General features: G+C 71.5%; 21 protein-coding genes. 11 read left to right on the top strand and 10 right to left on the bottom strand.

The features are described from left to right. Positions 1–133: 133 nt before the first annotated feature. A complete protein-coding gene (locus tag ABZ464_RS43395; RefSeq protein WP_359287438.1) occupies positions 134–550 on the bottom strand; it encodes a cobalamin B12-binding domain-containing protein in 417 nt (138 codons plus the stop codon). A gap of 353 nt (positions 551–903) precedes the next feature. Between ABZ464_RS43395 and ABZ464_RS43400 the strand changes: the two genes are divergently transcribed. Further along, positions 904–1,818, top strand: a complete 915-nt coding sequence (locus tag ABZ464_RS43400; RefSeq protein ID WP_359287439.1) for an alpha/beta fold hydrolase — start codon at positions 904–906, stop codon at positions 1,816–1,818. A gap of 230 nt (positions 1,819–2,048) precedes the next feature. Beyond that, positions 2,049–3,599: a M23 family metallopeptidase gene (locus ABZ464_RS43405; protein ID WP_359287440.1), complete on the top strand. Its 1,551-nt coding sequence runs from the start codon at positions 2,049–2,051 to the stop codon at positions 3,597–3,599. A 77-nt stretch (positions 3,600–3,676) separates the two neighbouring features. On the opposite strand, the gene pcrA is transcribed toward ABZ464_RS43405, so the two are convergent. Further along, on the bottom strand, positions 3,677–6,172 hold the full coding sequence (gene pcrA / locus ABZ464_RS43410; RefSeq protein WP_359287441.1) for a DNA helicase PcrA: 2,496 nt from the start codon (positions 6,170–6,172) through the stop codon (positions 3,677–3,679). 450 nt (positions 6,173–6,622) lie between these two features. Here pcrA and ABZ464_RS43415 point away from each other — a divergent pair, with 450 nt between their 5' ends. Then, positions 6,623–7,795, top strand: a complete 1,173-nt coding sequence (locus ABZ464_RS43415; protein WP_359287442.1) for an NlpC/P60 family protein — start codon at positions 6,623–6,625, stop codon at positions 7,793–7,795. Positions 7,796–7,857: 62 nt separating this feature from the next. Here ABZ464_RS43415 and ABZ464_RS43420 read toward each other — a convergent pair whose 3' ends face one another. Continuing rightward, positions 7,858–8,250, bottom strand: a complete 393-nt coding sequence (locus ABZ464_RS43420; RefSeq protein ID WP_359287443.1) for a hypothetical protein — start codon at positions 8,248–8,250, stop codon at positions 7,858–7,860. Positions 8,251–8,467: 217 nt separating this feature from the next. Here ABZ464_RS43420 and ABZ464_RS43425 point away from each other — a divergent pair, with 217 nt between their 5' ends. The 3 genes from ABZ464_RS43425 (at position 8,468) to ABZ464_RS43435 (ending at position 11,455) form a co-directional block, all read left to right on the top strand. Next, a complete protein-coding gene (locus ABZ464_RS43425) occupies positions 8,468–9,631 on the top strand; it encodes a sensor histidine kinase (protein WP_359287500.1) in 1,164 nt (387 codons plus the stop codon). Further along, on the top strand, positions 9,628–10,296 hold the full coding sequence (locus ABZ464_RS43430) for a response regulator transcription factor (protein ID WP_359287444.1): 669 nt from the start codon (positions 9,628–9,630) through the stop codon (positions 10,294–10,296). The genes ABZ464_RS43425 and ABZ464_RS43430 overlap by 4 nt, the downstream gene beginning before the upstream one ends. A gap of 160 nt (positions 10,297–10,456) precedes the next feature. Further along, the gene (locus ABZ464_RS43435) at positions 10,457–11,455 is read left to right on the top strand and encodes a tellurite resistance/C4-dicarboxylate transporter family protein (RefSeq protein WP_359287445.1); all 999 of its coding nucleotides are present in this window, start codon (positions 10,457–10,459) and stop codon (positions 11,453–11,455) included. Here ABZ464_RS43435 and ABZ464_RS43440 read toward each other — a convergent pair. Further along, positions 11,433–11,786, bottom strand: a complete 354-nt coding sequence (locus tag ABZ464_RS43440) for a hypothetical protein (RefSeq protein ID WP_359287446.1) — start codon at positions 11,784–11,786, stop codon at positions 11,433–11,435. The two genes, ABZ464_RS43435 and ABZ464_RS43440, sit on opposite strands and share 23 nt — an antisense overlap. A gap of 495 nt (positions 11,787–12,281) precedes the next feature. Here ABZ464_RS43440 and ABZ464_RS43445 point away from each other — a divergent pair, with 495 nt between their 5' ends. Beyond that, the gene (locus tag ABZ464_RS43445; RefSeq protein WP_359287447.1) at positions 12,282–13,370 is read left to right on the top strand and encodes an NlpC/P60 family protein; all 1,089 of its coding nucleotides are present in this window, start codon (positions 12,282–12,284) and stop codon (positions 13,368–13,370) included. A 37-nt stretch (positions 13,371–13,407) separates the two neighbouring features. On the opposite strand, the gene ABZ464_RS43450 is transcribed toward ABZ464_RS43445, so the two are convergent. Both ABZ464_RS43450 and ABZ464_RS43455 read right to left on the bottom strand, forming a co-directional pair. Beyond that, positions 13,408–14,154, bottom strand: a complete 747-nt coding sequence (locus tag ABZ464_RS43450) for a response regulator transcription factor (RefSeq protein ID WP_359287448.1) — start codon at positions 14,152–14,154, stop codon at positions 13,408–13,410. After that, a complete protein-coding gene (locus ABZ464_RS43455; RefSeq protein ID WP_359287449.1) occupies positions 14,151–15,443 on the bottom strand; it encodes a PspC domain-containing protein in 1,293 nt (430 codons plus the stop codon). Before ABZ464_RS43455 ends, ABZ464_RS43450 begins: the two co-directional genes overlap by 4 nt. Before the next feature lie 179 nt (positions 15,444–15,622). Between ABZ464_RS43455 and ABZ464_RS43460 the strand changes: the two genes are divergently transcribed. Beyond that, entirely contained in the window at positions 15,623–17,119 is a 1,497-nt protein-coding gene (locus ABZ464_RS43460) for a PspC domain-containing protein (protein WP_359287450.1), read from the top strand. Further along, complete coding sequence (locus tag ABZ464_RS43465) at positions 17,106–17,363, top strand: hypothetical protein (protein ID WP_359287451.1); 258 nt, start codon at positions 17,106–17,108, stop codon at positions 17,361–17,363. Before ABZ464_RS43460 ends, ABZ464_RS43465 begins: the two co-directional genes overlap by 14 nt. Before the next feature lie 7 nt (positions 17,364–17,370). Here ABZ464_RS43465 and ABZ464_RS43470 read toward each other — a convergent pair whose 3' ends face one another. Both ABZ464_RS43470 and ABZ464_RS43475 read right to left on the bottom strand, forming a co-directional pair. Continuing rightward, on the bottom strand, positions 17,371–17,892 hold the full coding sequence (locus ABZ464_RS43470; protein WP_359287452.1) for a DoxX family protein: 522 nt from the start codon (positions 17,890–17,892) through the stop codon (positions 17,371–17,373). Positions 17,893–18,037: 145 nt separating this feature from the next. Next, positions 18,038–19,327, bottom strand: coding sequence for a hypothetical protein (locus ABZ464_RS43475; protein WP_359287453.1), 1,290 nt, complete (start codon positions 19,325–19,327; stop codon positions 18,038–18,040). 203 nt (positions 19,328–19,530) lie between these two features. On the opposite strand from ABZ464_RS43475, the gene ABZ464_RS43480 reads away from it, so the two are divergent. Further along, positions 19,531–20,469 (top strand): DUF4429 domain-containing protein, encoded by a 939-nt coding sequence (locus ABZ464_RS43480; protein WP_359287454.1) that lies wholly within the window; start codon positions 19,531–19,533, stop codon positions 20,467–20,469. Here the strand turns inward: ABZ464_RS43480 and ABZ464_RS43485 are convergent. Beyond that, the gene (locus tag ABZ464_RS43485) at positions 20,438–21,232 is read right to left on the bottom strand and encodes a class II aldolase/adducin family protein (RefSeq protein WP_359287455.1); all 795 of its coding nucleotides are present in this window, start codon (positions 21,230–21,232) and stop codon (positions 20,438–20,440) included. The genes ABZ464_RS43480 and ABZ464_RS43485 overlap by 32 nt on opposite strands. A 148-nt stretch (positions 21,233–21,380) precedes the next feature. Between ABZ464_RS43485 and ABZ464_RS43490 the strand changes: the two genes are divergently transcribed. Then, positions 21,381–21,869 carry a pyridoxamine 5'-phosphate oxidase family protein gene (locus ABZ464_RS43490; protein WP_359287456.1) on the top strand — a complete coding sequence of 163 codons (489 nt, stop codon included), beginning with the start codon at positions 21,381–21,383 and terminating at the stop codon, positions 21,867–21,869. Positions 21,870–21,903: 34 nt separating this feature from the next. Here the strand turns inward: ABZ464_RS43490 and guaA are convergent, their stop codons facing one another. Further along, positions 21,904–23,484 (bottom strand): glutamine-hydrolyzing GMP synthase, encoded by a 1,581-nt coding sequence (gene guaA / locus ABZ464_RS43495; protein ID WP_359287457.1) that lies wholly within the window; start codon positions 23,482–23,484, stop codon positions 21,904–21,906. Positions 23,485–23,936 lie beyond the last annotated feature (452 nt).

Consider the following 23,936-nt stretch of genomic DNA (forward strand, 5'->3'; position numbering starts at 1 on the left):
GAGGAGGGCGGCGACGCGATGGGGGTCCCCCCGCTCGAGCGCAGCCGAGAGTGGGGGAGTCGGCAACCGACGACAACGCCGCAGACGCGCGTGCCACACCCCGCGACGCGCGGCATGATCCAAACGACAGGCCCTAGGCGCCGGTCGGCCGCCCCGCGTTCTCCCGTACCCACTCCACGATCGACGCCATGGTCGCCCCGGGGGTGAAGATCTCCGCGACGCCCTTCTCCTTCAGCGGTGCGATGTCCGCCTCGGGGATGATCCCCCCGCCGAAGACCAGGATGTCCGCGGCGTCCCGCTCCCGGAGCAGTTCGATCACCGCGGCGAAGAGCGTGTTGTGCGCCCCGGACAGGATGGACAGTCCGATCGCGTCGGCGTCCTCCTGGATCGCCGTGGCGACGATCTGCTCGGGGGTCTGGTGGAGCCCGGTGTAGACGACCTCCATGCCGGCGTCGCGCAGGGCCCTGGCGATCACCTTGGCGCCGCGGTCGTGGCCGTCGAGTCCCGGCTTGGCCACCACCACACGGATCGGCCCGGATGCCACACCCATGACTGCCTCCCTGAAGCGACTCCGCCCGCTCTCGACGGCCCGGACACCCCGTGCCACCCACCCGGGTAAGTGAACGAACGTTATCGCCAGCATCCCGCAACCGGCCGTTTCGTGGCATGGACCAACGGGGAAATCACACGATGGGACAGTAACGGGAGCCGCACACGAGGTCGCCGTACCGCCGCGCCGCATACCGCGCGCCGCGGCGGTACGGCGCATCGGCACAGGCGCGGCGGGCGCCCCGGGGCCAAGGCCCCGCCGCCCGCCCGGCGGCCGATCTCCTCCGCCGCGACTTCCACGAGGGCACACGGGGGACAGAGACGTCCTCGGCGTGTGCCGACAGGAGGTCGGCGATGCAGGTCACCAGGGTGCTGCAGCCCTTTCTTCCGCTCTACCGGCGTCTGCTGCCGGACCTTCCGGGCCTGCCGAACATCCCCGGCCGGCTGGCCGGGCTCTCCACCGCCCTGCTGAAGGCCACCGTCCTGGACCTCGCGATCCTCGCCGGCCACCTCCTGCTCTACCCCTCCGGCATCGCCCCGGAGCGGCGCCGCCCCGCGCTTCCGCCCGGCGAGAACGGCGCGTCGAACGAAATTGGCACCGAGTGCCCCACGCAGCTGCCCACCCCGGCCCCGCTCCCGGTCGTCCTGCTGCACGGTTTCATCGACAACCGCTCGGTCTTCGTCCTGCTGCGCCGCAGCCTCGCCCAGCACGGCAGGCACCGCGTGGAGTCGCTGAACTACTCGCCCCTGACCTGCGACATCCGCACGGCGGCCGAGCTGCTCGGGCGGCACATAGAGGAGATATGCGAGCGCACCGGCAGCACCCGGGTCGATGTCGTCGGGCACAGCCTGGGCGGACTGATCGCCCGCTACTACGTGCAGCGGCTGGGCGGTGACGTCCGGGTCCACACGCTGGTCACGCTGGGCACCCCGCACGCGGGCACCAAGGTGGTGCCGCTGGCGAACGCGCACCCCATCGTGCGCCAGATGCGCCCCGGCTCGGAGGTCATCGAGGAGCTGTCCCGGCCCGCGCCCGGCTGCCGCACGTACTTCGTCAGCTTCTGGAGCGACCTCGACCACCTGATGGACCCGCTGGAGACGGCCCGGATCGACCACCCCGACCTGCTCGCGCAGAACGTCCGGGTGACGGGAATCGGCCATCTCGCGCTGCCCGTCCACCCGGCGGTCGCGACCGGCATACGGCAGGCCCTCGACACCCCGGAGACGGCCCGGGCCGACACGCGCACCGGCGGTCTGACGGTGGCGTGAGAGCCGTCGGGCAAGCGTTCGGAGGGATTCGACAGGCGTTCGAGACCTGCCTCATCTCGAACAGCCTTCGAACATAAGGCCAAACCCGCGCCCGCCGTCCCCCGAAACACGGCCGATTGCCCCTTTCCTTCGAGCACGAAACCTGAGGAAGATTGTCGTGCCCGTATACCGCCGGGTACAGTCGCCGCACTGCTCTGGCAGCCCCTGTTGTCGAGGCGAGAGAGAAGTTGGTGAACGACCGTCACCCGTCGGGGACCATGACCACCCCGGCTCCGGCTTCCGACGCCGACTCCGCGCCCTATGCGTCGTACGGCACCCAGGAAGCCCCGTACGACGGCTCCACCCCGTACCACGGCTACGACACCGGCGCCCAGCACACCGGCCACTTCGCGGCCGACCCCCTCTACGGCGGCCTCCCCGACGACGGCACGGGCGCGGGCATCGCCGACAGCGCCTACGGCACCGGGCAGTGGACCGTCGGCGCCCAGCCGACCATGGTCGACACCGGCGGCCACCAGCTCCACGACACGAGCGGCCACCACGTCCTGAACTACGACCCGTACGCGGCCCAGCACCACGCCGCCTACGACTCGGGCGCCTACGACACGACGGGCTGGCCGACCGGTCACCAGCAGCTCCCGCTCGTCCCGCCGCAGACCTCGGCGTCCGACACCGGCGGCCACTGGGACGCGAGCGCCTGGCTGCAGCCGGACCAGTCCGGCAACCCCGCCGACCAGACCCAGCACTGGGAATGGGGCACCCAGACCTTCGAGACCGGCGCCTACGACGCCACGCAGTGGAACTCCGACGGCGACAGCGAGAGCGGCTCCGCCTCCGGCGCGTACGAGCAGCCGGCCGAGGTCCCCTTCGACCAGCAGGCCACCGCCACCTTCGAGTCGGTCGGCTACGACGAACAGCCCCAGGACGGCGGCGAGTTGTCCGCCACCGGTGAGCTGCCCGCCGTGTCCGGGCATCCTCTCCTGGACGACCAGGAGGAGATCGCGCCGGTCCCCGCCACCCGCGCGGCGGCCCGCAACGCTAGCCGTTCCCGCCGCCGTCCCCCCGCGAAGCGCTCCGCGCTGCTGACCGTGGCCGTGCCCTCGGTGTGTGTGATGGGGGTCGCCGGGATCGCCGCCGCCTCCGTGGGCACGCTGACCGGCGGCGACGACAAGGACACCACGGCCTCCGCCTCGGACGCGCAGGCGGTCAAGCCCTCCGCCGCCAACAACAAGCTGGACTCCCAGCTCGAGACGCTCAGCGCCGAGGCCGACAACTTCGCCGACCGGGCCAGCCGGACGCAGGAACGCATCGACCTCAAGGCGCAGCAGGCGGCCGAGAAGAAGAAGGCGGCGGCGGAGGCGGCCCGCAAGGAGCGGCTGCGCCCCAAGTACGCCCTCCCGGTCGCCCAGCGCGGACTCAGCGCCTACTTCGGCCAGGCCGGCGTCAACTGGATGTCCCAGCACACCGGCATCGACTTCCCCGTGTCCTACGGCACGACGGTGATGGCGGCGACCGACGGCACCGTACGGACGCAGTGGAACAGCGCCTACGGCAACATGCTGATCGTGACGGCGAAGGACGGCACGGAGACCTGGTACTGCCATCTCTCCAGCTACCGCGTCGCCTCCGGTACGACGGTGAAGGCCGGCGAACCGGTCGCGTACTCCGGGAACTCGGGCAACTCCACCGGCCCGCACCTGCACTTCGAGGTCCGGCCGGCCGGCGGTTCGCCCATAGACCCGCTGCCGTGGCTGCGCAGCCACGGGCTGGACCCGACGTAGTCCCTCGACCGCCTGTGCAGTGAGCCCCCGGGCCCCCGCCGTGCGAGCGGGGGCTCACTCATGTGCGCTGCGGCCGTCTACAGCTTCTCGACCGGCGCGTACCGCAGCAGCAACCGCTTGGGCTTGCTGTCGCCGAAGTCGATGGTCGCCTCCGCGTTCCCTCCGGTGCCCTTCACGCCGACGACCGTGCCCAGCCCGAACTGGTCGTGGGTGACGCGGTCGCCGACGGCCAGCGCGACCACCGGCTTCTCCGTCGCGCCCCGGCGGGTGGCGAAGCCGGAGGCGCCGACGGCCGAGGAGCGCGAGCGGGACGAGGACAGGGAGGCCGCCACGCCGGAGACCGGACCGGAGGACACGGGCGCGGTCGCCCCCGTCCGCTTCCAGTCCACATGGGTCGCCGGGATCTCCTCCAGGAACCGGGAGGGCGGGTTGTACGACGGCTGTCCCCAGGCGCTGCGCAGCGAGGACCGGGTGAGGTAGAGCCGCTCCCGGGCGCGGGTGATGCCGACGTAGGCCAGGCGGCGCTCCTCCTCGAGCTCCTTGGCCTGGCCGAGGGCGCGCATGTGCGGGAAGACACCGTCCTCCATGCCGGTGAGGAAGACGACCGGGAACTCCAGGCCTTTGGCGGTGTGCAGGGTCATCAGGGTGATGACGCCCGAGCCCTCCTCGTCCTCGTCGGGGATCTGGTCGGAGTCGGCGACGAGCGCGACCCGCTCGAGGAAGGCGGCGAGACCGCCGGTGGCCACGCCCTCGCCCTCGGCCTGCTCCTGCTCGAACTCCAGGGCGACGGCGGCGAGTTCCTGGAGGTTCTCGATGCGGGTCTCGTCCTGCGGGTCGGTGGATGCCTGCAGCTCGGCGAGGTAGCCGGTGCGTTCGAGCACGGCCTCCAGGACGGTCGCGGGGCCCGCGCCGGACTCGACGATCGTCCGGAGCTCCTCCATCAGCACGTTGAACCGCTTCACCGCGTTCGTCGACCGCGCGGCCATGCCGTACGCCTCGTCGACGCGCTTGAGCGCCTGCGGGAAACTGATCTTCTCGCGCTGGGAGAGGGCGTCGATCATCGCCTCGGCGCGCTCGCCGATGCCCCGCTTGGGGACGTTGAGAATCCGGCGCAGCGGGACGGAGTCCTCCGGGTTGGCGAGGACGCGCAGGTAGGCCAGGACGTCCCGGACCTCCTTGCGCTCGTAGAAGCGGACCCCGCCGACGACCTTGTAGGGCAGGCCGACGCGGATGAAGACCTCTTCGAAGACACGGGACTGGGCGTTGGTGCGGTAGAAGACCGCGACATCGCCGGACCTGGCGTCGCCCGCGTCGGTGAGCCGGTCTATCTCGTCGGCGACGAACTGCGCCTCGTCGTGCTCGGTGTCGGCGACGTAGCCGGTGATGCGCGCGCCCGCGCCCGCGTTGGTCCACAGGTTCTTGGGGCGGCGGGACTCGTTGCGCTCGATGACGGCGTTGGCGGCGGACAGGATCGTCTGCGTGGAGCGGTAGTTCTGCTCGAGCAGGATCGTCGTCGCGTCCGGGTAGTCCTCCTCGAACTGGAGGATGTTGCGGATCGTCGCCCCGCGGAAGGCGTAGATCGACTGGTCGGCGTCACCGACGACACAGAGCTCGGCGGGTGGCACGTCGTACTCGCCGGGCGGTACGTCGACCGGGTGCTCGGAGGTGCCGACCAGCTCCCTGACCAGGGCGTACTGGGCGTGGTTGGTGTCCTGGTACTCGTCGACGAGGACATGCCGGAAGCGGCGGCGGTAGTGCTCGGCGACATCGGGGAAGGCGCGCAGCAGATTGACCGTGGTCATGATCAGGTCGTCGAAGTCGAGCGCGTTGGCCTCGCGGAGCCGGGACTGGTACATCGCGTAGGCCTGGGCGAGGGTCTTCTCGAAGCCGTCGCCGGCCTGGGCGGCGAAGTCCTCCTCGTCGATCAGCTCGTTCTTCAGGTTGCTGATCTTGGCGCTGAAGGACTTCGGCGGGAAACGCTTGGGGTCGAGGTCCAGGTCGCGGCAGACCAGGGCCATCAGCCGCTTGGAGTCGGCGGCGTCGTAGATCGAGAACGACGACGTGAAGCCGAGCTTCTTCGACTCGCGCCGCAGGATCCGTACGCACGCGCTGTGGAAGGTCATCACCCACATCGCGTTCGCCCGGGGGCCGACGAGCTGCTCGACGCGCTCCTTCATCTCGCCCGCGGCCTTGTTGGTGAAGGTGATCGCGAGGATCTGGCCCGGATGGACGCTGCGCTCGGCGAGGAGGTGGGCGATGCGGTGGGTGAGCACACGGGTCTTGCCGGAGCCGGCGCCGGCGACGATGAGCAGGGGGGTGCCGGCGTGCACGACGGCCGCGCGCTGGTTGTCGTTGAGCCCCTCCAGGAGGGCCGCCGCGTCGATCGCCGGGCGGGGGGCGCCGTCGCGGTAGTACGCGTCCCGGTCCGGGGGCGCGTCGAACTTCCCGCCGAACAGATCGTCCGGAAGCGACTCCGGAACGTGATCGTCCTCGGGCGGCGGCGGGGGTTCCTCGTCATGGCCGGCGGGGGCCTGGAGGTGCGCCAGGAAGCTGTCGTCAAAGAGGCTGCTCATCGCTCTCCGAGTCTAGGGTGCCCCACTGACAACGCGCGGCCGTCCCCCGAACATCTCCACCCTCACCTTCCGGGGCGGCGATATCACAGCACGTGATCCCATGTCCCGGCTTTGCACAAGGTAACGAAAATGTATCGGGCATATCGCCCATCAACCTTCACAGAGGCCACACGAGTTGGCTACCGTGCCGGGCAGGCCACGCGGATCCCCACCGGCGAACCTCGCCGGGCCGTACGGCCTCCGCCGAGTCCGGTGCGCCCCCCGTGCGGCAGCCGGAGCCGGGGACCCACCGAGACCCCGGGGTGAATCGGCCCGACTTCCCCAGCGGGAGACGGCCGTAGGGCGCCCTTCCGAACCATCCGCCCGAACCCTCCCCCGCTCTCGGCTTCGCTCGAGCGGGGGACCCCCACCGCTAACCCGGTAGGCGGGAGATGGAAGGAGTCGCCTCTCTTGGCGTCGCAGCACCGCAAGCCGCGCTTTTCGGGCAGCCGCGTGGCAGGCATACGCACGCCCGCCCTGGCCACCGCCGCGCTCACGTCCGTGGCCCTGCTCTCCCAGTCGGCGAACGCCGCCCCCTCCGACGACGGCAAGCCGAGCCTTGAGGAGGTCGAGAAGAAGGTCGACGACCTCTACCGCCAGGCGGAGTCGGCGACCGAGAAGTACAACGCCGCCAAGGAGAAGACGACCAGGCAGCGCAAGCAGGTCGACGGCCTCCTCGACGACGTGGCGAAGCGCACCCAGAAGCTCAACGAGGCGCGGGAGGAGCTCGGTTCCTTCGCCGCCGCCCAGTACCGCACCGGCGCCTCCGCCCCCGACACGGCGACCTTCCTGCTGGCGGACTCCCCGCAGGACTACTTCGACCAGACGCAGCTGATGAACCGGCTGACCGACCGCCAGAAGGGCGCCGTCGACGACTACGTCACCGAGCAGTCGGCGACGATGAAGAAGCGCCAGGAGGCCGCCGAGAGCCTCGCGACGCTCACCGACACGCAGAGCGACCTGAAGACCGCCAAGGCCACCGTCCAGAAGAAGCTCGGCGACGCGCGCGAGCTGCTGTCGCAGCTGACGGCCCAGGAGAAGGCGCGGCTGGCGGAGATCGAGAAGCAGAAGCAGGAGGAGGCCGCGCGCAAGGCGGCCGAGCTGGCCCGCCGGCAGGCGGAACAGGCCGCCCAGCAGGACACCGGCACGTCCTCCTCCGAGTCGACCGGCTCCTCCTCCTCGTCTTCTTCCTCCTCCTCGTCCTCGTCGTCGGACTCCTCGTACGCCACCAAGGCCGAGAAGGCGCTCGCGTTCGCCCGCGCGCAGATCGGCAAGCCGTACGTCTGGGGCGCCACCGGACCCGACTCCTACGACTGCTCCGGCCTCACCCAGGCCGCCTGGAAGGCCGCCGGCGTCTCGCTGCCGCGCACCACGTACGACCAGGTGAACGCCGGCACCACCGTCTCCCTCGCCGACGCCCAACCCGGTGACCTGGTCTTCTTCTACGACGACATCAGTCACGTCGGCATCTACATCGGCAACGGCATGATGATCCACGCCCCTAAGCCGGGCGCGTACGTCCGCGAGGAGTCGATCTACTACGACGGCGAGTCGGGCATCCACAGCGTGGTCCGCCCGGCCTGAGGCACGCGCAGGGCCGCAGGCCCGTCCTCTCCCCCGGGAAGGACGGGCCGGGATGCGGCCGGTCAGCAGGCGGCGGGTTCCCAGCTGCCGTCGCCGTCGTCGTCGTAGGCGACGAGGTCGAGCTTGCCCTCCACCATCCAGCCGTACGTGGAGGTGCCGGCGATGCGCACGTACCACCAGTAGTTTCCGTAGTCGTTGTAGTAGATGCAGTGCAGCCAGACCTTCGTTCCGCTGCTCACGCCGGCGACGGTCCCGCATTCCGCGTACGGGGCCACCTTGAGGTTGGCTGTGACGTTCATGTACGCGTAGCCCTCGCCGTTGGTCACGCCAGGGCTGGAGCACGAAACCGCGGCGGCCGCGCTCGCTGTCGGCGCGGCGGCCACTAGGACCAGGCCCGTGGCCAGGGTGGCCACGAGCGCTCGGGTGAACCGGTGATGTCGTCTCGTGAGTGTCATGCAGGCCTCCTGTGAGTCGCGGGGCTCCGACGCCGCCGCACCGCAGACCGCGGTAGTGGCCAAGACGGTAGGTACGGCGGCACGGCTGCCGCGTCCCGTGTCGGGTGGAACTCCCGCTCCACCGCGCGCGTCAGCCGCGCGGCTCCTCCAACTTCCGTCGTACCGCGGAAGGTTGACGCCGCCATACACATACGGGCACTACGCTGCGGCGATGCGCATGCGTACGCCCCGACCGCTCGCCATCGACACACTGATCGCGCTCGCCATGGTCTGGGCGGCGGTGCGGCTGGGACAGAAGTCGGTGATGCTGGGCTGGCCGGAACTCGACGCGCGCGCCTATGTGCTGGTCGCTCTGATGCATCTGCCCGTCATCCTGCGGAGCAGGGTGCCGCTCCTGGTCTTCGGCGCCGTTCAATGTGCCAGCATCGCCTACATCAGCCTGGGCTACTTCCCGGTGGTGGCCGTCTTCGGCCCGATGCTGGTCCTGTACACGGTGGCGTCGGTGCTCCCGACGCGGGTCGCGGTCGGCTGCGCGGTCGTGATGACCGCCGTATGGGTGTACGCCGCCGTGATCGACAACCGTCTGACCCTGGGGTCGGCCGTGAACCAGGCGCTGCTGTACTGCTCGATCATGGTCTGGTTCGGCACCCGGGTCCGCCGCTCCAGCGAACTCGCCCAGCAGCTGGCCGCCGAGCAGGCCGAGCGGGCCCGCCGAGAGGTCACCGAGGAACGCACGCGCATAGCGCGGGAGATGCACGACGTCGTCGCCCACCACATGTCGGTCATCTCCGTGCAGGCCGGCCTGGCCCGGTTCGTCCTCGACTCCGACACCGAGACGGCCCGGGACGCGCTCAGCACCATCGAGGACACCAGTGGAGAAGCCTTGGAGGAGTTGCGGCGGATACTCCAGGTACTACGGCAGGACAGTCCGGGCAGCGCCGATGCGGCCGCCGCCCCCATGCCCACCCTCGCCCGCCTCGACGACCTGGTCGAGCGGGTCAGGGCCGGAGGCGTCCCCGTCGAGCTGAGCGTCCAGGGCGAGGTGCGCCCGCTCGCGCCCGGCGTCGAGTTGTGCGCGTACCGCGTCGTCCAGGAGGCCCTGACCAACGTCCTCAAGCACACCCGGAACGCCGCCGCGCAGGTGCGGCTGCACTACGAGCGGCATCAACTGACGGTGTCCGTCACCAACGAGGGAGAGGAGGCAAATTCGGACAACTTTTCGACTATTGGCGGGCATGGCTTGATGGGGATGCGGGAGCGGGCCAAGCTCTACGGCGGGACGATCAGCGTCGGCCCATGCGCCCAGGGAGGGTTCGCGGTCCGCCTGACCCTACCGACGTCGGCGACCGGCGCACGGTGGAGGGACGAGCGTACGAGATGACCAGAGTGCTCGTCGTCGACGACCAGTTCCTCATCCGCGCCGGGCTCGTCGGCCTTCTCAACGCAGCGCCCGGCGTCGAGGTCGTCGGCCAGGCGGGGGACGGCGAGGAGGCGGTGCGGCTGGCCGCAAAGACGCGGCCCGACGTGATCCTGATGGACATCCGCATGCCAGGCATGAACGGCGTCGAGGCCACCGAGCGCATCCTCGCGGACACGGCCGAGCCCGCGCCCCGCGTACTGGTCCTGACCACCTTCGACCTCGACGAATACGTCTACGGGGCGCTCCGAGCCGGGGCGTCCGGCTTTCTGCTCAAGGACTCGGGCCCCGAGCGGCTTCTGGCGGCCGTGGCTGCGGTCGGGGGCGGTGACGCGCTCTTCGCACCGAGCGTGACCCGCCGACTGGTCGAGGCATTCGCCCGCCAGGCCCGGTCCGCGCCGGGCGCCAAGCCCCCGCCGGATCTCGCGACCCTGACGTCCCGCGAGCTCGAAGTTCTCAAGCTCATCGCGCGCGGCATGTCCAACCTGGAGATCGCCGGCCGGCTCTTCATCAGCGAAGCGACGGTCAAGACCCATCTCAACCGCACCATGACCAAGCTGGACCTGGGCAGCCGGGCGCAGGCGGTGGTCGTGGCATACGAGACGGGACTCGTGGCACCGGGACGGTAGAAGCCGGCGGTCGTGGAAATCAGGGCCCAGTACACCTGCCGCAGCTTGACCTTCACGCGCCGGCCACGCGGACCGGGGTACGCGCGTGTGGACCGTTTTTTGCGACTACGCGCGCGTGTGCCCCCACGCAAGCCGCTCCGTACTCCCTAGCATCGGCCCCATGCCCGGCTCCTCCTCCCTTCGCGCCTGGTGGGCGCGGCGTCCGCCGGCGGCCGGGGCCGCCGTGCTGGCCACCGGCATCCTGTCGATCGGACTGCGCCTGGCGGGACACGAGGTGCTGTTCAAGGTCATGCTCGCGCTGGCCGGCGCCGCCTGGGTGGTGCTGGCCTCGGACTTCGTCGTACGGCTGCTGTGGCAGCGCGAGCGCTGGCGCACGGAGGCGAGCACACCGGACGGGCTGACCGCAGTGGCCGCCACGACGGTGCTCGGCACCGGCCTCTCGGTCCTCGGCCGGCAGAACTGCGCCTGGGCGCTGCTGGCGCTGTCGGCCGTGCTGTGGCCGGTGCTCATGACGGACGTCGTACGGCATGTCACACGCCACGTCATGAGCCATCGGGGCCGCCGGATGCACGGGGACGTGTTCCTGTGCTGCGTGGCCACCCAGGGGCTCGCGGTGCTGGGCGCGACCCTGGCGAAGGCCGAGGCGCTCTCCTGGCCGGCGCACACCGCGCTCGTGCTGTTCTGGCTCGGCCTGCTGCTCTACGCGGTCATGCTGGCCCTGTTCGACTGGCGGCAGGTGACCGAGGGCGCCGGGGACCAGTGGGTGGCCGGCGGGGCGCTCGCCGCCTCGGCGCTCGCGGGGGCGAGGCTCATCGACGCGGACCACGCCCTGTACCTGTGGAACGCCGACGACAGGGGTGTCCTGCGCGGGGTGACGATCGCGCTGGTCGTCCTCGCCCTCGGCTGGTACGCCGTCCTGCTCGCCGCCGAGGTGCTCCGGCCGCGGCCGCGCTACGACCTGCGGCGATGGGCGACGGTGTTCCCGTTGGGGATGACGGCGGTGGCGATGATGTCCGTCGCCTCCGCCGTCGACGTCCCGGGGCTGAAGGGTCCCGGGGAGGTGCTGCTGTGGGTCGCGGTGGCGGCGTGGCTGGCGGTCACCGCGGCGGCCCTGATCGCCGGGTTCGGCGGATCCGTCAGGTCCACAGGACCGCGATGAAGATGTTCGCCACGGTCAGCAGACCGACCAGGCCGAACAGGGGCTTCTCCACCTTCTCGTCGTCGCGCTTCACATAGACCAGGCCGAGGATCACCACCAGCAGCGCCAGCTTCACCCCGATCTTGATGTTGTTGACGGGCTGGTCGTCGGCCTGGTTGAGGCCGACCAGGATCACGCCGGTGACCAGCATGGTCGCGGCGCCGTGCAGCATCGCGGGGACGAAACGGGCCGTGCCCTGGCCCATCGCCTTCATCTGTGTGAGGAAGCCGCCCAGGAGCGCGGCGATGCCGATGATGTGCAGGCCGACGAAAAGATGGATGAGTACGTCCATGAGCCCGGATGCTAATCAGCCCGGCTCACGCCACCCGACACCGGCCCTCCCTCTGTGACCGGACTCGCATATATGCGCCCATAGCATCCCGCCGCGCCGGGGTGTCCCGGAATCGCGGCATCGATCATCGCGCCGCGCGAACCCGACGCCCCTGCCCGGCCCGCCGTGCAGAAACAGTCACCCGGTGGTCTGCTCATGCCATTTCCGCACATCGCGTCACCGACCCGACACGGACGGGCCTAGCGTCCTCCCCCAGGTGACCGGCTCCCCACCGCCGCCCGGGCCAGGGGCGGCAGTCGGACACCACCGCCGAGAAGGGTTCGGCGGCGGCCCGCTCCCCCTGTGCGGGCCGCCGTCGGACACGTCAGCCGCTTCCCTCGGTCGTCCGTCCGCTCCCCCGACGGCCGAGGGACCGTCTGACAGCCGTGGGTCCGTCCGACGACGGTCGACGCCCCACGGCCGAAGCGGTCGTACGAAAGGACGTGCAAGTCCCACGTGGCAGCGCACCGCAAGCCCCGACAGCGCTCGCTCGGCGGCCAGACGGCCCGTACGGCGTTCACCCTCGCCCTCGCCGGCGTGGCGACCGCCACGGCCTTCGACGGAACCGGCCAGGCCGAGCCCCAGCTGACCACCGCACAGGTCAAGGCCAAGGTGGACCGGCTGTACCAGGAGGCGGAGGCGGCCACCGAGCAGTACAACGGCGCGCAGGAGAAGGCCGGCGCCGCCGAGAAGCACCTGGAGACCCTGCGGGACGAGGCGGCCCGCAAGGAGGAGAAGCTCAACGCGGCGCGGGAGGCACTGGGCACGATGGCGGCGGCGCAGTACCGCAGCGGCGGCCTGGACCCCGCCGTGCAACTCGCGCTCTCCGACGACCCCGACCAGTACCTCGACGGCGCCGCCTTCGCCGAACGCGCCGGCGACCGCCAGTCCGCCGCCGTCACCCGCGTCCGCGGGCAGATGCGCGAGATCGAGCAGTTGCGCGGCGCCGCCCGCCTCGAACTGTCCTCCCTCAAGGCCCGCAAGGCCGAGCTGAAGGAGCACAAGAAGACCGTCACCGACAAGCTCACCGCGGCCCGGGATCTGCTCTCCCGGCTGACGGCGGCGGAACGGGCCCGGATCACGGCGGACACGGACGGCGGCACCGGGACGCCCGACCGCGCCTCACGAGCCTCCTCCGGCGCCCGCGGCCCCCTCCAGGCGCCCTCGCCCGGCACCGCCACCGTCTCCGCCCCCGACTCCCGGGCGGCGGCGGCCGTTTCCTTCGCCTACTCCAAACTCGGCAGCCCCTATGTCTGGGGTGCCACCGGCCCGAACGCCTTCGACTGCTCGGGCCTCGTCCTGGCCGCCTACCGCTCCGCGGGGGTCTCCCTGCCCCGCACGACCTACGCCCAGATCGGCGTCGGCCAACGTGTCCCCCGCTCCCAACTCCGCCCCGGCGACCTCGTCTTCTTCTACTCCGGCATCACCCACGTCGGCCTCTACATCGGCGACGGCCGGATGATCCACGCCCCGAACCCCTCGGCCCCGGTCCGTATCGCCCCCATCGACGAGATGCCGTTCGCGGGCGCGACCCGGGTGGTGTGAGCCGACGGCCGCCGGACACGGACGAGGCCGCGGTGGATCACACCAGCCGTCGTGCCGTCGCCCAGCGCGTCAGCTCATGACGGTTGGACAGCTGGAGCTTGCGGAGCACCGCCGAGACATGGGACTCGACCGTCTTCACCGAGATGAACAGCTGCTTGGCGATCTCCTTGTACGCATAGCCGCGGGCGATGAGACGCAGCACCTCGCGCTCGCGCTGGGTGAGCCGGTCGAGGTCCTCGTCGACCGGAGGGGCGTCGGTGGAGGCGAAGGCGTCCAGGACGAACCCGGCGAGGCGCGGCGAGAAGACGGCGTCGCCCTCCTGCACCCGGAAGACCGAGTCGACCAGGTCCGTCCCCGTGATGGTCTTGGTGACATAGCCGCGAGCGCCGCCGCGGATCACCCCGATGACGTCCTCCGCCGCGTCCGAGACGGACAGGGCGAGGAAACGCACCGGCTGCTCGGTGTCGGCCATCAACGGGGCACAACGGCGCAGCACTTCGACGCCGCCGCCGCCGGGCAGGTGGACGTCGAGCAGCACCACCTCGGGCCGGGTCGCGGTGATGACGGTGACCGCCTGGTCGACGTCCGCCGCCTCGCCGACGACCTCGACGCCCGTCTGCTCGGTCTGGCCGATCTCGGCCTGCACACCGGTGCGGAACATGCGGTGGTCGTCGACCAGGACCACCCGCACGCGCCGCCCGCCCGCGCTCTCGCCGGAGGTCTGCGCCGGCTCGGTCGCATCCCCCGCTGCCGCCGCCGCGTTCGTCTCGGTCGGGTCGCTCATGACGTCTTCTCCGCCCTCTCCATCTCCAGCTCGACCTCCGTGCCGCCGCTCGGCACCGCCCGCAGCCGGGCCGTGCCGCCGTTGCGCTCCATACGGCCGATGATCGATTCTCTAACGCCCATACGGTCGGCGGGTATCGAGTCCAGGTCGAAGCCGGGGCCGCGGTCCCGGACGGACACGAAGACCGTCCTGCCCTCGACTTCGGCGTACACCTGCACGGCGCCGCCCTCGCCACCGTACTTGGCGGCGTTCACCATCGCCTCGCGCGCGGCCTGCATCTGTGCGCCGACCCGCTCGTCGAGCGGGCAGTCGCCGACGACCACGACCTCTATGGGGACGCCGTGCTTGTCCTCGACCTCGGCGGCGTTGCGCCGCACCGCCTCGGCGACCGTGGCCGGCTCGTCCTCCTCGTCCTTGCCGGTGCCCTCCGGTTTGTAGAGCCAGGTGCGCAGGTCGCGCTCCTGGGCGCGGGCGAGACGGCGCACCTCGCCCGCGTTCTCCGCGTTGCGCTGGATCAGGGTCAGGGTGTGCAGCACGGAGTCGTGGACATGGGCGGCGACCTCGGCCCGCTCCTGGGCCCGGATCCGCATCAGACGCTCCTCGGAGAGGTCCTGGGTCATCCGGACCAGGTAGGGCCCGGCGAGGAGGGTGATGCCGACGAGGACGGCGAGGGCCGCCTGCAGGACCGAGCCGAGATGGGCGGCCGAGCCCTGCAGGACGAAGATGCCGGAGGCGCCGGCGGTGACGAGGAGGACACCGGCGCCGGCCCGCAGCAGCGTGAGCGTACGGCGTCTGCGCCCCACCTCGACCCAGCGGGCCCGGCGGGCGTTGTCCGCCTGGCGCCAGACGAGGGCCACGCCCGCGCCGACGAGGACGGCGGGCAGGAGATACGCCTTGGCGCCGCTGCCCAGGTTCACATTGCTGACGAAGACCAGGGCCACGACGACCATCAGGAGCAGGGCGACGATCTGGCCCCGGTCCGGTCGGCGGGGGACGAGTCTGCGGCGGCCGTCGGGCGCGGTCTCGGTGGTGACGAGGGACGGCGGCTTCTGGCCTCCGACGCCGCCGACGCCGAGCGGCACGAAGAACCAGAAGGCCGCGTAGAGCAGGGCGCCGAGGCCGTCCGCCATGAACAGGCCGACAAAGACGAGCCGCACCCACACGACGGGCAGCCCGAGATGCCCGGCGAGCCCCCGCGCCACGCCACCCAGCCAGCGTCCGTCGCTGCTGCGGTAGAGCTTGCGCGGCGGCCGCGGTTCGACGAGTGGCGCTGCTGCGGCTTCCGGCATGCCAACGATGGTCACACAGCGTGCGGGCCCGGGCATCAGGGTTCGCCCCCGAGACGCCCCTGATCTTCGGCCCGGGTGCAGGTCGAACGCCTCCCGGGCGTCGACTCAGGGCCGATATCAGGGTCCGACCAGGGTCGTTTCGACTGCCGCCGGGGCCGCGGGCCCGCCACCATGGACTCATGGAAAATCACCAGCACGCCGCGGACGCCGTGCCCGACGGGGGCACCGCGCCCGACGCGGCCGCCCCGTCCACCGGCGCCCAAGGCGCCGCGGGTGAGAAGCCTCGCGCGCACGGGCGGGCGGGCACGCCCCCGCACGGAGAACAGGGAGCGGCCGATGCCGCGGAGGCGACGGCGGCCGCAGCGGAGGCGGAGGCCCGACCGGACGCCGAAGGCCTCGATCGGCCCGACAGATTCCGGCGCGACCGGCGGTACAAGGTGCTGGCCGGGGTGTGCTCGGGGCTGGGCCGGCATTACGACATGGACCCGGTGATCTTCCGGATCACGCTGGCCGTGCTCTCCGCGACGGGCGGCATCGGCCTCATCTTCTACGGGTTCGCGTGGCTCTTCGTCCCGTACTCCGACGACGAGCAGCACGAGGTGCGCAAGCTGCTGACCGGCCGGGTCGACGGCCAGGCCCTGGTGGCCGTGCTGTTCGCGCTGGTCGGCTGCGGGGTGTTCCTGTCGATGCTGAACAACGGCAGTGTGCTGACCTTCGCCGTGGTCCTCTCGCTGCTGCTCGCGGGAGCCGGGTACTGGTCGCGGCACCGGGGCTCCGCCGACCCCGATCCGCTGGCGGCGCAGGCCGTCGCCGACGCCCCGCCGGAGGCCCAGGCGCCGCCGGTCCCGGCCGCCTACCCCTCCTGGTGGCGCGACCCCATCGTCAAGGACGGCACCCATGACGGCGGCACCGGTTATCTGTGGGGTCCCCGGGACTCACGGGAGCGGGACATCGCGGCGGCCGTCAACGTCGGCCTCGGCAGCCAGGCCGGCACCCGCGCGCACATACGGGTCCCGCCCGGCCGCTCCCCCGCTCCGCGCGGCCCCCGCTGGACGGGCGGCTGGGTGTTCCTGCTGGCCGTGCTCGCGGGCGGCCTCGTCACCCGGCTCACTTGGGACGACCACCCGCTCGGCACCAGCCTGCAGGCCGGCCTGGCCGCCGCGCTCATCGTGCTCGGGGCGGGCATAGCGATCAGTTCGTTCCTGGGGCGCACGGGCGCGGGGTCGGTGTTCCTGGCGATCGTCACCGCCGGCCTGCTGGCGGGTTCGACGGCGCTGCCCAAGGACGTGGGCACCCACTGGATCGACGAGACCTGGCGGCCCGCGACGGTGGCGGAGGTGCGAGAGGCCTACGACCTCGGCACCGGTGACGCCACGCTGGACCTGTCCCGGCTGGACGTGGCCGAGGGGCAGACGGTGAGCACCGACGCGGAGGTGGGGGTGGGCCGGCTGCGGGTGATCGTGCCGCCGGACGTGACGGTGAAGCTGAGCATCGACGTGGGGCTGGGCGATGTCCGACTGCCCGGCGAGAACAAGGAGGACGTGGACGTGGAGCCGGGCAAGCACAGGGCGGTGACACTGCCGCCGGTGTCGGGTGCGGAGGATGCCGCCGGGATACTCGACCTGGACCTCCAGGTCGGGCTGGGACAGGCGGAGGTGACCCGTGCTGCGTCATGAGTTCCAGCCCGGCAGGCTGGTCGCGGGCGCGTTCTTCACCGTCGCGGGGGTCATCTACGCGGGTGACGCGGGCGGGCTCTGGGAGACCCCCTGGTTCGCGATCATCCCGCTCGTCATGGTCGGCCTCTGCCTGGCCGGGGCGACGGGTGCGGTCGCCCGATCCCTGCGCCGCAGACGACGCCGCATCACCCCGGCCACGCCCACCGGCGCCGCCGGATCGCGACCCGGCGGCAGGCCGATGTGAAGCGAGGTCAGTCCAGGCCGCCTGCTCGTTGCCGGCGCCTGTTGTGCCAGAGCGCGTCCAGCGAGAGGTAGGGGGCTCCGGCGAGGACGAAGGGGAGCCAGGCCATGAGGTAGATGAGGTCGTTGCCGTAGTAGTAGGGGTCGGAGGCCCAGCTCACCGTCAGCCAGAGGGAAAGGGAGATCAGTGCGCCGCCCAGAGCGGCGAGGCGGGTGAGGAGGCCGATCAGGACGCCGATGCCGACGGCGAGTTCGCCGAGGGCGATGGCGTAGCCGAAGCCGACCGGGTTCTTCAGCGCCAGGTCGACCAGGGCGGGGATGGCCGAGGAGTCACGAACGGCACGCATGGTGTCGCCGATCGAGCCCGCGCCGCCGTCCTTCATGAAGGCGCTGTCGGTGAGTTTGTCGAGACCGGCGTAGATGAAGGTGACGCCCAGGAAGATCCGTAGAGGAAGGAGAGCGTATCGGGTGGCGGTGTCCCGCCAGCCTCGGCCGCCGCCGTGGGTGTAGGGGGGATAGGTGTCCGTCCGCATGCCGTGAGTCATCGCCCGTTGCCGCCTCTCGCCCTGAGTGGTGGGACTCCTCAACAGACCATACGTACGAAATGGGGGGTGCGCTCAATTGTTTGCGCAGCCGGTGGGTCCTTCCTGGTTCACTCCGCCCGCGCGTTCACTTCGGCTATTCGGTGACGTCGATCGTGTAGCGGTTGGTCTCGACGCCGGCCGCGGTGACGACCTGGACCTCCACCCGGCCGGGTTCGACGTCGGCGGGGACGGGGACGGTGAGGACGGCGTCGGTGGGGTTGCTGAAGCCGCCGGTGACGGGGACGAGGGGGACGTGGACGTGGACCGGGCCGATGCGGACGACCATGCGGGAGAGGCGGTCGGCGCTCTGGGCGCCGGGCGGGACGAAGCCGGCGCCGCGGATCTCGATGTCGTCGCCGGTGCGGATGGGGGCGTCGAGGTCGCCGGCCTCGCGGGAGCGGACGACGGAGAGGATGACGGGGCGGCCGCCCTCGGCGTACTTGCCGGCGAGGTAGGTCGCGGCGGAGACGAGGACCACGACCGCGAGACCCCAGGGCAGGTCGGGGAGCTGGTCGGGGCGGCGGGCGAGGCGGACCGCGGCGAAGGCCAGGGCGACGGCGCTGATGACGACGTACTGGATGTCGGCGAAGGTGCCGCGGCCGGAGTCGTCGGTGAGGAGGTCGGCGGCCCGGGGGCGGTGGGCGCGGACCTTCTGGAGGCGCTGGGCCAGGATCCGTAGGCCCACCACCCGGCGGACCAGGACCGCGATGCCGCAGACCACGGCGAGGACGGTCACGACTCCCGCGCCGCGGGCGAGGTCGAGGCCGGAGATGAGGGCGTCGCGTTCGGTGTGGCCGGAGGCGGCGGCGAGGCGGCCGACGAGGACGAGGACGGCGTAGGAGAGGAGGAGGACCCAGGCGGCGGCGACCGCGCGGGAGGTGGAGAGGCGGTTGTCCTCGCCGATGACGGGGGCGAGGGCGCCGCCGCGGGCCCGGTGGAACCAGGAGGCGGTGGTGAGGGCGCCGGCCACGAGGAGGGCGGCGAGGAGTCCGGCGGTGCGGGCCGAGGTCCAGCCCGCGCCGATCGCGGTGAGCGCCTGGACCAGGAGGAGCAGCACGACCGCCGCCCAGACGGTGATCGCGGTGCGCAGCCAGAGGCGGGACAGCCAGGCCTCGCCCTCGGCGCGGCCGCGTTCGGCGACGAGTTCCGCCGATTGGGTGAGTTCCTCGGAGACCCATTGGCGGGAGGCCGAGGCGGAGTGGGCGACGGCGGCGGGCAGGCCCTGGCCGGCGGCGAACTCGTCGCGTTTGAGCAGGAACGCGGCGACCGCGCGCCGGTGTCCCTCGCGGGCGCCGTGCGGGCAGTCCCCGCAGGTGCAGCCGCCGTCGTGGGGACCCGCGCCCGTGCCCGGGTACGCGCCCTGTCTCGCCTCCTGTACCGCCACGTCCGACGCCCGCCTTCCCCGTGACCCGAACGAGCGGCGGCCTGTGGGGGACCCCTTGTGGATCCCGGCCGCCGCACTGCTGACAACTCCCCCGCGATGACAGCGAATTGTGCCCTACCGCACACGGTCCGGCTTCGGCAGGTCTGGTCAGAGCGGGTGAAGAAGGGAGGGGCCGTGTTGACCCGGCTGCGAGAATTGTCCGTATGGCCGAGATCATCCAGCGTGACGGGAGCTGGGCCTTCGACGGTACGGCGGTCCGGATCACGCCGGGGCTGCACCGTTCCGTGCCGTTGTTCCGGCAGACGTACGGGGAGATCGTCGTGCCGTTGGAGGCGGTCGCCGGGGTCGTCTACGAGCCGGAGCGGCGGCGGGGGCGGCTGCGGATGCGGCTCAGGGAGGGGGCGGATCCGTTGTTGCAGGCGACGGGTGGGCGGCTGCCGGAGGCGGCGGATCCCTACCGGCTGCTGGTGGACGTGGACCGTTCCGGGCTGGCGGAGTACGTCGTCGAGGAGATCCGGCACGCGTTGCTGCTGGACCAGGTGCCCAAGGAGCCCGCCCGGGCCTATCTGCTGCCGGGGCCGCCGGTTCCGGTGTCGGTGCGTTCGTCGGACGGCACGGTGTCCTTCGACGGGACGCGGGTGCGGATCGACTGGGCGGACACCTCGGACCGGGTGAAGCGGGCGACGGGGCCGCGGATCATCGCGGTGGGCGATCTGGTGCAGGTGGAGTGGCTGCCCAACTCGGGTTACGAGGACGGCTTTCTGCGGTTCGTGACGCGGGAGACGGTGTTCTCGAAGCTGCCGGCGGAGAAGGATCCGTATGCGCTGGATCTGTGGGGCGGGGTGCAGCGGGATCTGCTGACCGCGCTCGTGGCGACGGCGGTGACGGCGCGGCTGCCGCACCCCTCGGCGCCGGCGGACGACGGGGGTGCGGGCGGGTCGCGGCGGCGGGCGGCGGCCGTTCCGGCCCAGGTCGCCGGACCGGCCGACCATCACGACGTGCTGCTGCGCAGGCTGCGGGAGTTGGGTGAGCTGCACCGGGACGGGGTGCTGACGGACGAGGAGTTCGCGCGGACGAAGGCGGTGATACTGCGCGGCTTCCAGGAGGGGCCTAGCTCAGCAGGTCCGGTTCGCTGCGGCTGATGTCCTGCCAGAGGGGCTGGTAGTTGATCCAGGCCACGAGGTCGCCGCCGAGCTGTTCGCGGGTGGCGACGGCGGCCCGGTGGTCGATCAGCAGGGGGCGGCCGGCCGCGCGGGCGGTGAGCTGGACCTGGCTGGAGCGTTCCATGGACAGGAACCACCAGGCGGCCGCGTCGACGGAGTCGCCGACGGTGAGCAGGCCGTGGTTGCGCAGGACGAGGGCCTTGCGGGAGCCGAGGGCGCTCGCGATGCGCCGGCCCTCCTCGGCGTCGACGGCGACTCCGGTGTAGGCGTCGTAGAGGGCGTGGTCCTCGTAGAAGGCGCAGCTCTCCTGGGTGAGGGGGTCGAGGAGTTCGCCGAGGGCGGCGAGGGCGCGGCCGTACACCGAGTGGCAGTGGGCGACGGCGACGACGTCCGGGCGGGCCGCGTGGACCTGGGCGTGGACGGTGAAGGCGGCCTGGTTGACGTGGTAGCCGCCTTCGACGACCTGGCCGTCGGAGTTGGCGAGGACGAGGTCACTGACGGTGACGTGCTTGAACGGCATGCCGAAGGGGTTGACCCAGAAGCAGTCGCTGTATTCGGGGTCGCGGGCGGTGATGTGGCCGGACACGCCGTCCTCGAAGCCGAGGCGGCCGAAGATGCGTACGGCGCCCGCCAGGCGTTCCTTGCGGTGCCGGCGCTCGTCCTCGACCGAGTCGTGCATCGGCGGCATCGCGAAGTTCAGCCGGTCGGTGGGCAGCGGGGCAGGCGGCGTGGGCCCGTGCATCGGTCCTCCAGCACTGGGTGGGTGTACGGGCGGAAGTTACCCTCGGTCAGCGCAGGAGAACAGGCTTGTTATGCAAAGATGACGTGCGTCTGCGGAACACGACAGAAATACGACAGAAGATGTCCTGTATCGCGTTCACACTCCGGGTATGACAGCGAACGACACGGCGGCGAACTGGGCCGCTTTCACGGCTGCCGAACCCGGCCTCGCGCAGACCGTCGAGGAGCGTTTCGGCGCGTTCACCCACCATGTGCTGGCGACTCTGCGCAAGGACGGCTCTCCGCGGACGACGGGGCTGGAGGTCCGGTTCTTCCGCGGTGAGCTGTGGCTCGGCATGATGCCTGGTTCGGTGAAGGCGCTCGATCTGCGGCGGGATCCGCGTTTCGCGCTGCAGGCCAACCCGGGTGAGGGCACGGGGATGGGCGGCGGGGACGTACGGATCGCCGGGCGGGCGGTGGAGGTCGAGGATCCGGCGGTGAAGGCGGCGTACGGCGAAGAGGTGGAACCGCCGGAGCCGTTCCACCTCTTCCGCACCGAGTTGACGGAGGTCGTGCGGACCTACGTCGAGGACGAGACGTATCTCGTCGTGCAGGTCTGGCAGCCCGGAGAGCCGGTGCGCTCTCTCAAACGGACCTGATCAGAGGGACCTGATCAGAGGGACCTGAGAGGACCTACTCCCACTCGATGGTGCCCGGGGGCTTGGAGGTGACGTCGAGGACGACGCGGTTGACGTCACGGACCTCGTTGGTGATCCGGGTGGAGATCTTCGCGAGGACGTCGTACGGCAGCCGCGACCAGTCGGCGGTCATGGCGTCCTCGGAGGAGACGGGGCGCAGCACGATCGGGTGGCCGTAGGTGCGGCCGTCGCCCTGGACGCCGACGCTGCGGACGTCCGCGAGCAGGACCACCGGGCACTGCCAGATCTCACGGTCGAGACCGGCGGCGGTGAGTTCCTCGCGGGCGATCGCGTCGGCGTCGCGCAGCAGGTCGAGGCGCTCCTTGGTGACCTCGCCGACGATCCGGATGCCGAGGCCGGGGCCGGGGAACGGCTGGCGCTGGACGATCTCCTCCGGCAGGCCGAGCTCCTGGCCGACCATGCGGACCTCGTCCTTGAAGAGCTTGCGGAGCGGCTCGATGAGCTTGAACTCCAGGTCCTCGGGGAGGCCGCCCACGTTGTGGTGGGACTTGATGTTCGCGGTGCCGGTGCCGCCGCCGGACTCGACGACGTCCGGGTAGAGCGTGCCCTGGACCAGGAACTCCACCGCCGGGCCCGCGTCCGCGATGATCTCGGCCTGGGCCTGCTCGAAGACGCGGATGAACTCGCGGCCGATGGTCTTGCGCTTCTCCTCGGGGTCGGAGACGCCCTTGAGCGCGGTGAGGAAGCGCTCCTCGGCGTCGACGACGACCAGCTTCACGCCGGTCGCGGCCACGAAGTCCTTCTCGACCTGCTCGGTCTCGCCCTTGCGCATCAAGCCGTGGTCGACGTACACGCAGGTCAGCTGGTCGCCGATGGCGCGGGCGACGAGGGCAGCGGCCACGGCGGAGTCGACGCCGCCGGACAGACCGCAGATGGCGCGCTTGTCGCCGACCAGCTCGCGGATCGCGGAGACCTGCTCCTCGATCACGTTGCCGGTGGTCCAGGTGGGCTTCAGGCCCGCGCCGCGGTAGAGGAAGTGCTCCAGGACCTGCTGGCCGTGCGTGGAGTGCATGACCTCGGGGTGGTACTGGACGCCGTAGAGCTTCTTCTCGTCGTTCTCGAAGGCGGCGACCGGGACGACGTCCGTGGACGCGGTGACGGTGAAGCCCTCGGGGGCGGCGGAGCAGGCGTCGCCGTGCGACATCCACACGTGCTGTTCGGCCGGGGTGCCCTCGAAGAGGGTGGAGGACGTCCGGGATACGTGGAGATCCGTACGGCCGTACTCGCGGGAGCCGGTGTTGTCGACGGTGCCGCCGAGGGTCTGGGCCATCAGCTGGAAGCCGTAGCACATGCCGAAGACGGGGACGCCGGCCTCGAAGAGCTCGCGGCCGAGGCGGGGGGCGCCCTCCTCGTACACGGACGAGGGGCCGCCGGAGAGGATGATCGCCGCCGGGTTCTTGGCGAGCATCTCCTCGACCGGCGTGGTGCTCGGCACGATCTCGCTGTAGACCCGGGCCTCGCGGACTCGACGGGCGATGAGCTGGGCGTACTGCGCGCCGAAGTCGACGACCAGGACGGTGTCGGGGGCGGCGGCAGCGGGAGTCGCTGATGACACGGGGGCCTTCCGGCGGTGGGGCGGGGTCTCTGTGCTGGCCAATTCTACTGGGGTACGACGGTGAGGGCCCCGCCCCTGCACCCCCACCCCGACCGCCCCCAACCCCTGGGGGGCTCCGCCCCCAACCCCAACCCCCGCCCACCCACCACCCGACTCGGCAGGTGAAAAACCGGGCCACACCCCAACCCGACAAGCCGAAAAGCGGGCCAGGCCCGACTCGGTGGGTGGACAGGGGACCGCGGCCCGACTCGGCCGGCGGAGAGTGGGGGCCAGGCCCGGCTCGGTCGGTGGAGAGTGCGGGCCAGGCCCGGCTCGGTCGGTGGAGAGTGCGGGCCAGGCCCGACTCGGCCGGTGGAAAGGGGCGCTGCCGCCCGACTCGGCCGGTGGAGGGTGCGGGCCGGGCCCCACTCGGCCGGTGGAAAGGGGCGCTGCCGCCCGACTCGGCCGGTGGA

This window comes from Streptomyces sp. NPDC005820 (assembly GCF_040630255.1).
GTDB lineage: Bacteria > Actinomycetota > Actinomycetes > Streptomycetales > Streptomycetaceae > Streptomyces.

Coding starts and splice junctions, on each gene's coding strand:
- ABZ464_RS43455 (WP_359287449.1), bottom strand. CDS start 15,443: ATGCCGGAAGCCGCAGCAGCGCCACTCGTCGAACCGCGGCCGCCGCGC.
- ABZ464_RS43430 (WP_359287444.1), top strand. CDS start 9,628: ATGACCAGAGTGCTCGTCGTCGACGACCAGTTCCTCATCCGCGCCGGG.
- pcrA (WP_359287441.1), bottom strand. CDS start 6,172: ATGAGCAGCCTCTTTGACGACAGCTTCCTGGCGCACCTCCAGGCCCCC.
- ABZ464_RS43460 (WP_359287450.1), top strand. CDS start 15,623: ATGGAAAATCACCAGCACGCCGCGGACGCCGTGCCCGACGGGGGCACC.
- ABZ464_RS43435 (WP_359287445.1), top strand. CDS start 10,457: ATGCCCGGCTCCTCCTCCCTTCGCGCCTGGTGGGCGCGGCGTCCGCCG.
- ABZ464_RS43400 (WP_359287439.1), top strand. CDS start 904: ATGCAGGTCACCAGGGTGCTGCAGCCCTTTCTTCCGCTCTACCGGCGT.
- ABZ464_RS43490 (WP_359287456.1), top strand. CDS start 21,381: ATGACAGCGAACGACACGGCGGCGAACTGGGCCGCTTTCACGGCTGCC.
- ABZ464_RS43450 (WP_359287448.1), bottom strand. CDS start 14,154: ATGAGCGACCCGACCGAGACGAACGCGGCGGCGGCAGCGGGGGATGCG.
- ABZ464_RS43395 (WP_359287438.1), bottom strand. CDS start 550: ATGGGTGTGGCATCCGGGCCGATCCGTGTGGTGGTGGCCAAGCCGGGA.
- ABZ464_RS43420 (WP_359287443.1), bottom strand. CDS start 8,250: ATGACACTCACGAGACGACATCACCGGTTCACCCGAGCGCTCGTGGCC.
- ABZ464_RS43425 (WP_359287500.1), top strand. CDS start 8,468: ATGCGTACGCCCCGACCGCTCGCCATCGACACACTGATCGCGCTCGCC.
- ABZ464_RS43470 (WP_359287452.1), bottom strand. CDS start 17,892: ATGCGGACGGACACCTATCCCCCCTACACCCACGGCGGCGGCCGAGGC.
- ABZ464_RS43480 (WP_359287454.1), top strand. CDS start 19,531: ATGGCCGAGATCATCCAGCGTGACGGGAGCTGGGCCTTCGACGGTACG.
- ABZ464_RS43440 (WP_359287446.1), bottom strand. CDS start 11,786: ATGGACGTACTCATCCATCTTTTCGTCGGCCTGCACATCATCGGCATC.
- ABZ464_RS43485 (WP_359287455.1), bottom strand. CDS start 21,232: ATGCACGGGCCCACGCCGCCTGCCCCGCTGCCCACCGACCGGCTGAAC.